Below are 13,381 nucleotides of genomic sequence, written 5' to 3' on the forward strand. Positions count from 1 at the left end.
CCGTGGACTTCGCCATGCGCTCATTCCGCCTGCTCACCGCCACCACCCTGCTCGGTGGCCTCGCCGTCGTCGCCCCCGTGACCGGTCCGGTCACGGCGCGGGCCGTCACTCCCGTCGTGGAGGACGTCCCGATGCCCGCCGTGACACCCGTACCGACCGGCACGCCGACCCCCTCACCGGACGCGACGGGAGCCGGCGCCCTGCGCGCGGCGACCCCGAGCCCGAGCGCGTCCTCGCGCCCGTCGCCCTCGCCCTCGGCGACGCCGACGGTCGGCACCCGGCCGACCACCCCCGCCGGGGAGCAGCAGAGCCTGCTCGAGCGGGACGGCGAGAGCCTCGACGTCGTCGGCGTCAGCTTCCCGGACGAGGCCTCTGCCGCCCGCTCCACCGTCGAGGTCCGCACGAAGACCGACGGCCGGTGGAACGCCTGGGTGGAGGCCGCGGTCGACCCCGACGGCCCCGACGGTGACACCGAGGAGGCCCGCCGGGCCCGCGTCGGCACCGAGCCCGTGGCGGTCGCCGGGTCCGAGGCGGTGCAGATCCGCGTCCGCGCCGCCCGCGGGGTGGACCTCACGAAGGCCCACGCGGCCCTCGTCGACGCCGGCGACAGCGCGGCGGACGCCTCCGTCGGTCGGCCGGCCCTCGGGGCGGCCCACGCGGCCGGCCTCGCGCCGGCGATGGTGACCCGCGCCCAGTGGGGCGCGGACGAGAGCCTGCGCGGCTGCTCCCCGAGCTACAACGACAAGATCTCCGGCGCCATCGTCCACCACACGGTCAACGCGAACGACTACTCCGCGTCCGAGGCGGCCGGGCTCGTGCGCGGCATCTACGCGTACCACACGCGCTCCAACGGCTGGTGCGACATCGGCTACAACTTCCTCGTCGACCGCTTCGGCCGGCTCTACGAGGGCCGCTACGGCGGCGTCGAGCGCAACGTCCAGGGCGCCCAGGCCGGTGGCTTCAACGCCCAGACCGTCGGCATCGCGTCGATCGGCACCCACGACTCCTCGCAGGCCGGCGCCACGACGCCGTCGAGCTCGGTGCTCGCGACCGTCGCGAAGGTCATCGCGTGGAAGGCCGTGCTCAACGGCTGGGACCCGAGCACGAGCGCGACGTTCACCGCCGCCTCGGGGGCCGACAAGTACACCCCCGGCACGAAGATCACCCGCCCGCGCGTCTCGGGGCACCGCGACTTCAGCCTCACCTCGTGCCCGGGCAACCTCTACTACACCCAGCTCCCGGCCCTGCGGACCGCCGTCCAGGCGCGCTACCAGGAGGACCTGGCGAGCAGCGTCGGCGCGATGACCGGTGCCTCCGGTGACGAGGCCTACGGCCGCCCGGCCGGGTCGTCGTTCGACCTCTCGGGCCGGGGCTTCGGTCACGGCCGCGGGATGAGCCAGTACGGGGCCTACGGCGCTGCGCTCAAGGGCCTGACGACCGAGCAGACGCTCGCCTTCTACTACCCGAAGACCTCCCTCGTGTCGACGATCGGCAACCCCACGCTGCGGGTCTGGCTCTCGGCCGTCGGCAGCGGTGGCACCTCGGTGCGCTCGACGCCCGACCTCGTGATGTCGACCGGCGGTCGCACCGCGACGATCTACGGCCGCAACGCCGACGGCAGCGTCCGGGACCGCTGGCGCCTCGTCCCGGACTCCAAGGGCCTCACCCTCCAGTGGCTCGAGAAGGGCGTCTGGCGCAGCACGTCGAGCTGGCGCGCGATGACCGGCGGCGTCCGCCTCGTCGACACCCGGGCCGGCAAGGTCCGCGTCGTCCTCCCGAGCGGTGAGGAGCGCGCCTACCGGCGCACGGTCGAGACGACGAAGTCCGGCTCCGGCGCGCTGACGACGAACGTGCTCTCGCTCGACTACTACCTGCAGAGCGTCGTGCCCTCGGAGATGCCGGCCTCGTGGTCGAGCGCCGCCCTGCGCACGCAGGCCGTCGCCGCCCGCACCTACGCGCTCTACCAGCGTGCGCACCGGCCCTCGGGCTCGCTGTACGACGTCTGCGACAGCACGTCGTGCCAGGTCTTCAAGGGCCTCAACGGCTACACCTCGAGCGGCGGGGTCATCCCCTTCGAGAACGCCGCCACGACCGCGGCGGTCAAGGCGACGACGGGACGCGCGCTGTACTACGGCGGCGCGCCGGCCCTCACCGAGTTCTCGTCGTCGAACGGCGGCTACACGGTGGCGTCGTCGCTGCCGTACCAGCGCGCGGTGGCCGACCCCTACGACGCCGTGCCCTCGGGCAGCCCCAGCCGGTGGACGAGCACCCTCTCGGTCGCCGCGGTCGAGCGGGCCTTCCCCTCGGTCGGCCGGCTCACCGCGCTGCGCGTCGACGCCCGCGACGGGAACTCCACGTGGGGCGGCCGCATCGCGTCCGTGACGGTCCAGGGCCTCGACGGGGAGAGCACCGTCTCGGGTGACTCCTTCCGGGGCAGGCTCGGGCTGCGCAGCACGTGGTGGACCGTGACCTCGGCGCCGGCGCAGTCGGCGGCCTCGTTCCCGAAGGACCTCTCCGGCGACGGCAAGGGCGACCTCCTCGCCGTCGACTCCTCGCGGCGGCTCACCGTCGTGGCCGGTAACGGCGCCGGCGGGTTCTCGAGCAGGCCGATGGTCGGCACCGACTGGTCGTCGGTCTCGCTCGTCGCCAACGTCGGGACGTGGGACAACGACAGCCGCCACGACGTCGTCGAGCGCGACAAGGGGACGCTGTACTACCACCCGGGCGACGGCAACGGCCGGCTGAACCCGCGGCAGAAGATCAGCTCGGGCTGGGACGGCGTCGACTGGGTCGCCGGCACCGGCGACATGGACCAGGACGGGCGCACCGACTTCCTCGCGCGCCAGGTCAACGGCCAGCTGAAGATCTACCGCGGCGACGGCCGCGGTGGCGTCCTCGGCACCAAGCTCATCGGCTCCGGCTTCGGGGCCTTCCGCGTCCTCGTGGCGCCGGGCGACGTGACCGGCGACGGCCTCCCCGACGTCCTCGGCATCCGGGCGAGCGACGACGCGATGCTGCTCTACGCCGCGGCCCCGTCGCGCGACGGCCGCCTCTCGGCGCCGGTCGTGGTCCCCGGCTCCTGGTCCGGCTACAGCACCGTCGTCGGCGCCGGTGACGTCACCGGCGACGGGCGCGCCGACCTCGTCGCGCGCAAGTCCTCCACGGGGGCGCTCGTCGTCCTGCGCGGCGACGGGGCCGGCGGCTTCACCGCCGGGTCCGACGTGGCCGGGACCTCGACGTGGCGCACCTGGACCCGCTGGTCCTCCTGACGGCACCCGACGACCGAGGGCCGCGCGAGCATCGCGCGGCCCTCTGTCGTGTCGTGGCGTGTGGCGGGGGAGCCCGTCAGGCGAGGTCGACGGTCAGCGGGGCGCCGGTGGCCTCGCGGACCTGCTCCTCGGTGACGTCCGGCGCGAGCTCGCGCAGGACGAGGCCGTCCTCGGTGACGTCGATGACGGCGAGGTCGGTGATGATCCGCTGGACGACAGCCTTGCCGGTCAGGGGCAGCGAGCACTCGTCGACGATCTTGTGCGAGCCGTCCTTGGCGACGTGCTCCATGAGGACGACGACCTTCTTCGCGCCGTGGACGAGGTCCATGGCGCCGCCCATCCCCTTGACCATCTTGCCGGGGATCATCCAGTTGGCGATGTCGCCGGTCGCCGAGACCTGCATCGCGCCGAGGATCGCGGCGTCGACCTTGCCGCCGCGGATCATCCCGAAGGAGAGGGCGGAGTCGAAGTAGGAGGCACCGCGGCGGACCGTGACGGTCTCCTTGCCGGCGTTGATGAGGTCGGGGTCGACCGCGTCCTCGGCCGGGTAGGCACCGACGCCGAGGATGCCGTTCTCGGACTGCAGGACGATCTCGACGTCGTCGGGGACGTAGTTCGGCACGAGGGTCGGCAGGCCGATGCCGAGGTTGACGTACGCGCCGTCCTCGAGCTCGGCGGCGGCGCGGGCGGCCATCTGCTCACGGGTCAGCGGCATGGCTCAGGCCTCCTGGGGCGCACGGACGGTGCGCTTCTCGATGTGCTTGTCGGCGGCCTGCTCGGGGGTGAGCGGCAGGACGCGCTGGACGTAGATGCCGGGCAGGTGGACCTCGTCGGGGTCGAGCTCGCCGGGCTCGACGAGCTCCTCGACCTCGGCGACCGTGATGCGTCCGGCCATCGCCGCGAGCGGGTTGAAGTTGCGGCTGGACTTGTTGAACACGAGGTTGCCGTGCCGGTCGCCCTTCCAGGCGCGCACCAGGCCGAAGTCGGCGACGATCGCGTGCTCGAGGACGTACTCGCGCTCCTCGCCGTCGCGCTCGAAGACCCGCACCTCCTTGGCGGGGGAGGCCACCTCGACCCCGCCGGAGCCGTCGTACTTCCACGGCAGGCCGCCGTCGGCGACCTGGGAGCCCACGCCGGTCGGCGTGAAGAACGCCGGGATGCCGGCGCCGCCGGCGCGCAGCCGCTCCGCGAGCGTGCCCTGCGGCGTCAGCTCGACCTCGAGCTCGCCCTCGAGGTACTGCCGGGCGAACTCCTTGTTCTCGCCGACGTACGAGGAGACCATCCGGCGGATCTGCTTGCTCTGCAGGAGGATGCCGAGCCCCCACTCGTCGACCCCGCAGTTGTTGGAGACGACCTCGAGGTCCTTGGTGCCGGCCCGGTGGAGCTCGGCGATGAGGACCGAGGGGATGCCGCAGAGCCCGAACCCACCGACGGCGAGGGTCGCCCCGTCGGAGATCCCGGCCACGGCCTCGGCTGGTGTGGCGACGACCTTGTCCATGGTCGGCACCCTAGCGCGGGCCGACCGGGGCCCCACGACGGGTGCCGACCACACAGGTCCGGCCGGCGAGCGGGGTCGGCCGCCATGCGCGGGGACCGGCCGGTCGGCGCCGACGACGTCGGCCGGACGGTCCGGGCCGACAAGTACAGCGGTGTAATTCGACGGAACCGGTTGCGCGCCCGTCGTGCCCAGTGAGAGAACAGGTGTGCCCGGTGATCCGACGGTGGCGGATGTGACATCTGAGACGACGGATTCCGGGCCACGTCCGGTCCCCTGCCCCGGGCGTACCCCCTGCCGAGGAGCCCTGCGTGTCCCTGCCCCATGTCGACGCCCCGACGAACCGACGCCTGCCCGTGCGGACCCTCGGAGCCCTGTCGGCCTCCGTCATCGCGTTCCCGCTCGCGGCCGGGACGGCCGAGGCCGCGACCCTGCCGCTGCCCAAGCCGAGCCGGACCCTGCCCTCGGCACTCGACGTGGCCCCGCCCTACCAGCCGGGCACGCTGTGCCTGACCGAGAACCAGGTCGGGCCGGTCGCCTTCGCGAAGCTCCTCGACGCGACCTACGGCAAGCACGTGTGGGGCGTCCTGCGCAAGTGCGACCAGGAGCACGGCGAGGGACGCGCCCTCGACTGGATGCTCAATGCCGCCAAGAGCTCCGACCTCGCGATGGGCAACGCGATCACCCGCTGGCTCGCCGCCCCCGACGCCCAGGGCCGCCAGGGCGCGATGGCCCGCCGGGTGGGCATCAACTACATCATCTGGAACCGGCAGATCTGGAAGGCCTGGGCGCCCGAGCGCGGCTGGCAGGCCTACACCGGCTCCTCGCCCCACACCGACCACATCCACCTCTCCTTCACCTGGGACGGCGCGGTCAAGCGCACGTCGTGGTGGACCGGCACGGCGGTCACCAACTACCTCACCGGCCCTCCCGGTACGGAGATGCCCACCTCCAACGACCCGCGCGACTACGTCAAGGTGACGCTGCGCCGGGGCTCGCGCGGCAAGCCCGTCGAGGTGCTCCAGCGCTCCATCGGCGGCATCGGCGTCGACGGCTCCTTCGGCCCGGCCACCGAGAGCCGCGTCCTCGGCTACCAGAAGGAGAAGGGCCTCACGCAGAACGGCATCGTCGACAGCCGTGTCTGGAACGCGATCATCGGCGCCCCGAGCACCGGCGGTACGACCGGCTCCGGCTCGACCACGCCCACGACGAGCGCGCTCGCGAAGTACGCCGGGACCGTCCTGCGCAAGGGCTCGCGCGGGGAGGCCGTCACGGCGATGCAGAAGGCCGTCGGCGGCCTCGTCGCCGACGGGTCGTTCGGCCCGGCGACCGAGGCCCGCGTCAAGGCGTACCAGAAGTCGAAGGGCCTGCCGCAGAACGGTGTCGTCGACGCCACGGTGTGGGCCGCACTCATGGGCACCTCGACCGCGGCCACCGGCTCGACCGGCTCGTCGCTCGCGAAGTACTCCAAGGTCGTCCTGCGCCTCTGGTCGCGCGGCGAGGCCGTCAAGGCGATGCAGAAGGCCGTCGGCGGCATCGCGGTCGACGGGTCGTTCGGCCCGGCGACCGAGGCCCGCGTCAAGGCCTGGCAGCGCTCGAAGGGGCTCGCGGCCGACGGCGTCGTCGACGCCAAGGACTGGAAGGTGCTGGCCGGCGGCTCGTCCGGGGTCGCCGCGTCGACGCCGGCCACCTCCAAGCCCTCGACGTCCACCCCCGCGACGACGAGCACCGAGCTCACCGCCCACAAGGGGAGCACCCTGCGGTCCGGCTCGGCCGGCGCGGCGGTCAAGGCGCTCCAGCGCGCCCTCGGCGGCCTGTCCGCCGACGGCCGCTACGGGCCGGCCACCCAGGCGCGGGTCGTCTCCTTCCAGCGCGCCGCCGGGCTCACGGCGACCGGCGTCGTCGACCGGGCGACGTGGGACGCGGTGGAGCGCTCCGTGCACCCGCTGCTCGCGCACTGGAACACCGTGCTCAAGCGGGGCTCGCACGGCGCCGCGGTCGTCGCGCTCCAGCGGGCCCTCGGGATCACCGCCGACGGGTCCTTCGGGCCGGCGACGGAGACCGCCGTCAAGGCCGCGCAGAGGGCCGCCCACCTGGCGCAGACGGGCGTCGTCGCCACCGTGACGTGGAAGGCCGTCGAGGGCCGCGCCCGCTGAGCGGGGCTCAGGCCTCCCGCGTGACGCCCTCGCTCGCGAGGCGTGCCGCGCGGGTGCCCGGCCCGGGGGTGCCCCGGGTCAGCACGAGCGAGCCGTCACCGGCCCACGCCGCGAGCGCGAGCCGCAGCAGCTCACCGGTGTCGGTGGTCTGCGTGTGCACCCGGCCGCCCGTCCCGTCGCCGGCGGCGGGGACGACCTCGGCGTAGGCGAGGACGTCGGCGCCGTCCCGCAGGGCCGGGTCCGCGGGGTCGGGCTCGTCCAGGGCGACGAGGACGTCGCCGTGCGTGGCGAGGTCGCGCGCCTCGTCGACGGCGCCGCCCGGCACCTCGACCGCGGCGGTCCGGGCCAGGGCCGCGAGGGTGACGACGACGAGGTGCTCGGCGCCGTCGCCGCGGGTGGGGTCGTCGGTGACGACGACGTCGGCGCCGTGCCCGTCGTCGCCCGGACGCGCCACCTCGACGCAGGCCCCGACCGACCAGGCGGCCAGCGCCCAGTACAGCGTGCGCCAGTGCGGCGGGAGGGCGAGGCGGACGACGCTGCCCGGCCCGGCGTCGAGCTCGTCCTGGAGCAGGTTGCCGGCCTTGGCGACCCAGTTGGCGAGGACGCGTGCCGAGAGCTCGACGCGCTCACCCGCGGTCGGGCCGTCCGTGTCGTCGTAGACGGTGACCCGGGGCCGTCCCGGGTCGGCCGCCACGAGGCCGGCGAGGAGGGCTGCGGGGGTGCGCGCGGGGGCCATCCCCCGGACGGTAGCAAGGGCCTCACCGACTAGGCTCGGCGACCATGAGTGGGCGCACCGTTATCACGTTCGGGACCTTCGACGTCTTCCACGTCGGCCACGTCCGGGTGCTCGAGCGCGCCGCCGCCCTCGGCGACCGGCTCGTCGTCGGGGTCTCCGCCGACGCGCTCAACGTCGCCAAGAAGGGCCGGCCCCCGGTCTACACGCAGGACGAGCGGATGGAGATCGTGCGCTCGCTGCGCGTCGTCGACGCGGTGTTCGTCGAGGAGTCGCTCGAGGCCAAGCGCGACTACGTCGTCGAGCACGGCGCCGACGTGCTCGTCATGGGCGACGACTGGGCGGGCAAGTTCGACTGGGTGTCGGACGTGTGCGAGGTCGTCTACCTGCCGCGCACCCCCTCGGTGTCGACGACGGGCATCATCGAGCACATCTCCGGCCTCGGGTCGTGACCGGCCGCGGCCTCACCGCCACCGGCCTGGGCGCGGGCCTCTGGGTCGTCGTCGTCACGACGGTGGGCGGCGTGGCCGCCGCGGTGGGCGTCTGGTCGCCCTGGCTGGGCTGGCCGGTCGCGGTGCTCGCCGCGGTCGGGGCGTGGTGGGCCGTCCGCGGCCTCCCGGCCGTCCGGACCGCGGCCGCACCGGGCCTCGCGCTCGTCGCGCTCGTGCTCGGCTTCGCGGTCTACGCGGGCGTCACCCACTCCGAGCACGTCCTGCCGCGCCGTGACGCCGCGAGCAACCTCCAGGCGGCCGTCAGCCTGGCGGCGACGGGGGAGCGGGTCGTCGCCGTCGACCCCTCGGTCATCGGCGGGCCGCGGCCCCTCGAGGACGGTGACGTCACGGTCGCCAGCGCCGCGTTCTACCAGGTGGGGTCCGCCGACGACCCCGCCGTCCAGCCGCAGTTCCTCATGGCCCCGGCCGTCGTCTACGGCTACGGCGTGTGGGCCGGCGGGCCCCCGCTCGCCCAGCTGCTCCCGGCGGTCGTCATGGCGCTGGTCCTCCTCGTCCTCGGGCTCTTCGCGGGGCACCTGGCCGGACCGTGGTGGGGCGTCGCCGCCGCCGGCCTCACGGCCGTGCTCTTCCCGGTCCTCAACGTCGCCCGCGGCACGTACTCCGAGCAGCTGGCCCTGCTGACCCTCGTCGGCGGGCTGCTCGCCCTGACCCTCGCGGTCGGTCGCGACGTGCCGGGCACCCGGCGGCTCGCGCTCGTCGCCGGGGTCCTCGTCGGCGGGACGGCCCTGGCGCGGGTCGACGCGCTGCGCGAGGTCCTCCTGCTCCTGCCCTTCCTCGCGGTCGGCGCCGCCCTCGGCCACCGCTGGGTGCGTCCGTTCGTCACGGGGCTCGCGGCCTCGAGCGTCGTCGCCTGGGGCCTCGCGGTGCTGCTGTCCTACCGCTACCTCGGTGACATCCACGCGAGCCTGCTGCCGCTCGTCGCGATGGCCGCCCTCGTCCTCGTCGCCTCCGTCGGGGGCCTGGTGCTGTGGCGGCGCGGGCGCCGGCTGCCGGGCGGGGTCGTCCGCCGGCTGCCGGACGTCGTCGGCGCGCTCACCGTCGTCGTCGGGGTCGGCCTGTGGACCCGCCCGTGGTGGATGACCGTGCGCCAGGACCCGAACGACCCCGGGGCCCGCTACGTCGCCGGGATGCAGCGCCGCCAGGGCCTGCCCGTCGACGGCGGCCGCACCTACGCCGAGCACACCGTCGACTGGCTCTCCTGGTACGTCGGCTGGGTCGCGCTCGTCGTCGCGCTCGTCGCGCTGGCCGTGCTGCTGCGCCGCGCGCTGCGCTCGCTCGGCGAGGGGCGGCTCGAGCCGTGGGCGCCCGTCCTCGTCATGGCCGCGGGCTCGACCGTCCTCACGCTGCTGCGCCCGGGCATCACCCCGGACCACCCGTGGGCCGACCGGCGGCTGCTCATCATGCTGCCGTTCGTCGTCGTGCTCGTCGTCGTGGCGGCCGCGTGGGCGGCGCGGCGGCTGGTGTCGTCCGGGCGCCCTTGGGGGACACCGGTGGTGGCGGTGGCGACCGTGCTCGCGCTCGGGGTGCCGGCCGTGCTCGCGACGTGGCCGTTCCGCGGGGTCGGGGTCGAGCGCGGGTCGCTCGAGGCGGCCGACCGCGTCTGCGCGGCGCTGGGCCCCGACGACGTCGTGCTCGGCATCGACGGCCGGGCCTCCTCGGAGTGGCCGCAGACCGTGCGCGGGATGTGCGGCCGCCCGTTCTTCGTCGCGGCGACCCCGGTGCGCCAGGACCCGCAGCGCCTCGCGGTGCTCGTCCAGGAGCTCGCGCGCGGGGCGTCCTCGAGCGGGCACCGGCTCGTGCTGCTCGCCGCCGACGGCCCCGAGGCCATCGAGGAGCTCGGCCTCACGCCGCGCTCGGTGGCGGACCTGCGCTTCCCGGAGGAGGAGCACGCGCTCGACCGCCCGCCGCGACGCACCGACCTCGGTGGGGTCCGGGTCTCGGTGGCCGAGGTGCCGCTGCGCTGAGCGCTCTTCGCCACCGGCCGCGGCCGGCGGCGATGGGTCAGCGGGTGAAGTGCTCCGCCGCGCGGCGCCGCACCGCGCCGCAGGTGTGCGGGTCGACGGCGACGACGAGCCCGGGGAGAAGGGAGCGCGGGCCGTACGGGGTGCCGTCGGGGTGGACGACCGAGCCGCCGGCCTCGGTGACGAGCAGCGTGCCCGGGGCGTGGTCCCAGGGGTTGGAGCGCGAGTAGACGATGTAGTCGGTCGCGCCCTCGACGAGCCGGGTGTAGTCGACGCCGCAGCACACCCACGACAGCCGCATCCTCGGCAGGCCGTCGAACGCGTGGTCGCGCAGGCTCCACATCGAGGTGACCCCCTGCGGGGCGCGGTCCTCGGGGACGGGCGTGCAGGTCATCCGCTCGCCGTCGCGGAAGGTGCCGGCACCCTTCTCGGCGACCCAGGTCCGGCCGTGCTCGGGCTGGTGGATCCACGCCCGGACGGTCTCGCCGCCGATCGTCTCGGCGACCATGACGGCGTGGTCGGGGGAGCCGTGGACGAAGTTCTTCGTGCCGTCGACCGGGTCGACGGTGAAGGCGTGCTCGGCCCCGAGGTAGCGGTCCATCAGGGCGTGGTCGGCGGCGAAGGCCTCCTCGCCGAGCACGACGGCGTCGGGGTAGGCCTCGCGCAGGCGGGCGGAGATGACCACCTCGGCCTCGCGGTCGGCGACGGTGACGAGGTCGCCGGGGTTCTTCTCCATCACCTCGCCCTCGCCGAGCGAGCGGAACCGGGGCGTGATGACCTCCGCGGCGACCTCGCGCAGGAGGTCGGCGACGGCGTCGGTCGAGAGGCCGGACATGGGGGCCACGGTTCCACACGGGACCGACGCCGGCCAAAACGACCCCACCCCCCTCAACTTTTCGGGGTCACCCCGAAATGTGCACGAGACCCCGGTTCGGAGCCGGGGTCTCGCGGACGAACCGGGGTCTCGGACCCGCCCGGCCGGCCGTCCACTAGATCGTCGGTCGAGGTAGATAGACAGACCACCTAGGTAGTGCCACGATGTAGCCATGACGACGGAGGAGTGGCCCACCGAGTGGCTGCGGGCCGTGCTCGGCCTCGCCGTCCTTGGTGTGCTCGAGGACTCGCCCGCCCACGGCTACGCGGTGGCGCAGCGACTCGCCGAGCGCGGCCTCGGCGAGGTCCGCGGCGGCACCCTCTACCCGCTGCTGGGGCGGCTGCAGGACGCCGGCTGGGTCGAGGGCGAGTGGAAGCCCGGCACCGCCGGCCCCGGCCGCAAGGTCTTCCGCCTCACCGCCACCGGTCGCCGCCACCTCGCCGAGCAGGGCGAGCGGTGGGCCGCCTTCTGCCGCACCACCGGCGTCGTGCTGTCCCCGTCCACCGCCTCCGAGAGGACCCCCCGATGAGCGAGACCCCGTCCACGCGCCACCCCCGCGAGCTCGCCACGGCGGCGGACCCGGCCTGGGTCGACGCCTTCGTCGTCGAGCTGCGGCTGCTCGGCGTCCCCGGTGACGAGATCGGCGACCACCTCGTCGTCGTCGACACGCACCTGCGCGAGTCGGGCGAGGCGGTCGACGAGGCCTTCGGCGACCCCCGCGAGTACGCCCGCTCGCTCGCGCCGGGGGGTGGCCCGGCCGCCGCGGTCGACCGCTCGACGGTCGCGATGGCCGTGCTCGCCCTGGTCGGGGTCGTGCTGGTGCCGGCGGCGCTCGGGGCCGTGCTCGACGGCACCCGCGTCACCGTGACGCTCGGCGGGGTGCTCGCCGCCGTGCTGCTGGGCGGGGCGGTCGCGGGCCTCGTGCTGCCGGGTGCGCCGCTGCTCGCGCTGCTCGTCTGCCGCCGGTGGGTGTCCTTCCTGCTCGCGCCGGCCCTCGTGGCCCTCGGAGCCGGGCTCGTGCTGCTGCTCCCGCAGGTCCTCGTGCGGGTGTCCGCGCCCCTCGTCCTCGTGGCCGGGGCGGCCGCGGTGCTCGCCGGGTCGGTGCTGCTCGCCCGCGCCCCCGCCGACCTCGTCACCGCGCCCGGCGAGCGGGCGAGCGGCGGTGGCGGGCGGCTCCTCGGGCTCCTCGTGCTGCCGGTGTTCGCGCTCGTCGCGTGCGTGCCGGTGCTGCTGGTGCGCCTCCTCGGCTGAGCGGCACGTCCGCGCAGGTCACGCGCGTGGGGCGGGCCTCGCGTGGGTAGGGTCGCGCCATGGCGAGGTTGCGGCGGGTGTCCCCGCGGTCGGCGGGGTGGACGCGCAAGCGGGCGGGCAAGGGCTTCTCCTACCGCGACGCCGCGGGGGAGCCGCTGCCCAAGGAGTCGGTCGAGCGCATCCGGGCCCTCGCCATCCCGCCGGCGTGGCAGGACGTGTGGATCTGCCCCCGCGAGAACGGCCACATCCAGGCGGTCGGCACGGATGCCGCGGGCCGGCGCCAGTACCTCTACCACCCGGACTGGCGCACCGCCCGCGACGAGCTGAAGTTCGACCGGGTCAAGGTCGCCGGCACCCGGCTGGCCAAGGCGCGCGAGTCGATCGTCGGCGACCTCGCCGCCGAGGGGATGCCCCTGGCGCGCGCCGCGGCGACGGCCACGCGCCTGCTCGACCTCGGCTACTTCCGGATCGGCTCCGACGCCTACACCGACGCCAACGGGTCCTTCGGGCTGACCACGCTCGAGCGCCGGCACGTGCGCCGCCGCGGCTCGGACCTCGTCTTCAGCTTCGTCGGGAAGTCGGGCATCGAGCACTCGATCTCGGTCAGCGACCCCCAGGTCATCGAGTCGCTCAACTACATGCGCAAGCGGCGCGGCGGCTCCAAGCGGCTGCTCGCCTACCGCGGCGAGGCGAAGTGGGCCGACCTGCAGGCGTCGGCGGTCAACGAGTACATCTCGACGATGGTCGCGGAGGACCTGACCGCCAAGGACTTCCGCACCTGGCACGCGACCGTGCTCGCCGCCGTCGCGCTCGCCGAGTCGCCGGAGAAGGGCGACACCGCCGCCTCCCGCCGGCGCGCGGTCAAGGCCGCCGTCGAGGAGGTGTCGGCCTACCTCGGCAACACCCCGACGATCGCCCGCAAGTCCTACATCGACCCGCGCGTCATCGACCAGTACGAGGACGGCGTGACGATCGCGGGGACGCTGCGGCGCTCCTACCCGGACGACGCCAAGCGGCAGGCGGCGATCGAGAAGGCCGTCGCACGCCTCATCGACGGCGCCTGACCCGCCCCACGGCGCACCCCCGGGAGCGGCGGGACGAACGCAGCCGCGCCGCGCCGGTAGGCTCGC

The 13,381-nt window shown here is 74.8% G+C and carries 11 protein-coding genes; 7 read left to right on the top strand and 4 right to left on the bottom strand.

Annotation, left to right across the window (positions count from 1 at the left end):
* Positions 1 to 14: 14 nt before the first annotated feature.
* The gene (locus J3473_RS07940; protein WP_207022655.1) at positions 15 to 3,269 is read left to right on the top strand and encodes a SpoIID/LytB domain-containing protein; all 3,255 of its coding nucleotides are present in this window, start codon (positions 15 to 17) and stop codon (positions 3,267 to 3,269) included.
* Between the two features lie 76 nt (positions 3,270 to 3,345).
* Here J3473_RS07940 and J3473_RS07945 read toward each other — a convergent pair whose 3' ends face one another.
* A complete protein-coding gene (locus J3473_RS07945; protein ID WP_207022656.1) occupies positions 3,346 to 3,984 on the bottom strand; it encodes a CoA transferase subunit B in 639 nt (212 codons plus the stop codon).
* 3 nt (positions 3,985 to 3,987) lie between these two features.
* The gene (locus tag J3473_RS07950; protein WP_207022657.1) at positions 3,988 to 4,767 is read right to left on the bottom strand and encodes a CoA transferase subunit A; all 780 of its coding nucleotides are present in this window, start codon (positions 4,765 to 4,767) and stop codon (positions 3,988 to 3,990) included.
* Positions 4,768 to 5,075: 308 nt separating this feature from the next.
* On the opposite strand from J3473_RS07950, the gene J3473_RS07955 reads away from it, so the two are divergent.
* Positions 5,076 to 6,920, top strand: a complete 1,845-nt coding sequence (locus J3473_RS07955) for a peptidoglycan-binding protein (RefSeq protein WP_207022658.1) — start codon at positions 5,076 to 5,078, stop codon at positions 6,918 to 6,920.
* Between the two features lie 7 nt (positions 6,921 to 6,927).
* Here the strand turns inward: J3473_RS07955 and J3473_RS07960 are convergent, their stop codons facing one another.
* Positions 6,928 to 7,656, bottom strand: a complete 729-nt coding sequence (locus tag J3473_RS07960) for a TIGR03089 family protein (RefSeq protein ID WP_207022659.1) — start codon at positions 7,654 to 7,656, stop codon at positions 6,928 to 6,930.
* A 44-nt stretch (positions 7,657 to 7,700) separates the two neighbouring features.
* Between J3473_RS07960 and J3473_RS07965 the strand changes: the two genes are divergently transcribed.
* Positions 7,701 to 8,105 (top strand): adenylyltransferase/cytidyltransferase family protein, encoded by a 405-nt coding sequence (locus J3473_RS07965; RefSeq protein WP_030527642.1) that lies wholly within the window; start codon positions 7,701 to 7,703, stop codon positions 8,103 to 8,105.
* On the top strand, positions 8,102 to 10,129 hold the full coding sequence (locus tag J3473_RS07970) for a hypothetical protein (RefSeq protein ID WP_207022660.1): 2,028 nt from the start codon (positions 8,102 to 8,104) through the stop codon (positions 10,127 to 10,129). Before J3473_RS07965 ends, J3473_RS07970 begins: the two co-directional genes overlap by 4 nt.
* A gap of 37 nt (positions 10,130 to 10,166) precedes the next feature.
* On the opposite strand, the gene J3473_RS07975 is transcribed toward J3473_RS07970, so the two are convergent.
* Positions 10,167 to 10,961 (bottom strand): inositol monophosphatase, encoded by a 795-nt coding sequence (locus J3473_RS07975; protein ID WP_207022661.1) that lies wholly within the window; start codon positions 10,959 to 10,961, stop codon positions 10,167 to 10,169.
* 211 nt (positions 10,962 to 11,172) lie between these two features.
* On the opposite strand from J3473_RS07975, the gene J3473_RS07980 reads away from it, so the two are divergent.
* From J3473_RS07980 to J3473_RS07990, 3 genes are all read left to right on the top strand, one after another.
* Positions 11,173 to 11,529 (top strand): PadR family transcriptional regulator, encoded by a 357-nt coding sequence (locus J3473_RS07980; RefSeq protein ID WP_207022662.1) that lies wholly within the window; start codon positions 11,173 to 11,175, stop codon positions 11,527 to 11,529.
* Positions 11,526 to 12,251 (top strand): hypothetical protein, encoded by a 726-nt coding sequence (locus J3473_RS07985; protein ID WP_207022663.1) that lies wholly within the window; start codon positions 11,526 to 11,528, stop codon positions 12,249 to 12,251. Before J3473_RS07980 ends, J3473_RS07985 begins: the two co-directional genes overlap by 4 nt.
* A gap of 77 nt (positions 12,252 to 12,328) precedes the next feature.
* The gene (locus tag J3473_RS07990; protein ID WP_242525770.1) at positions 12,329 to 13,315 is read left to right on the top strand and encodes a DNA topoisomerase IB; all 987 of its coding nucleotides are present in this window, start codon (positions 12,329 to 12,331) and stop codon (positions 13,313 to 13,315) included.
* The last annotated feature ends 66 nt before the right edge of the window (positions 13,316 to 13,381 follow it).

The sequence above is a fragment of the Phycicoccus sp. DTK01 genome (genome assembly GCF_017312765.1).
In the GTDB taxonomy this organism is placed as follows: domain Bacteria; phylum Actinomycetota; class Actinomycetes; order Actinomycetales; family Dermatophilaceae; genus Phycicoccus; species Phycicoccus jejuensis.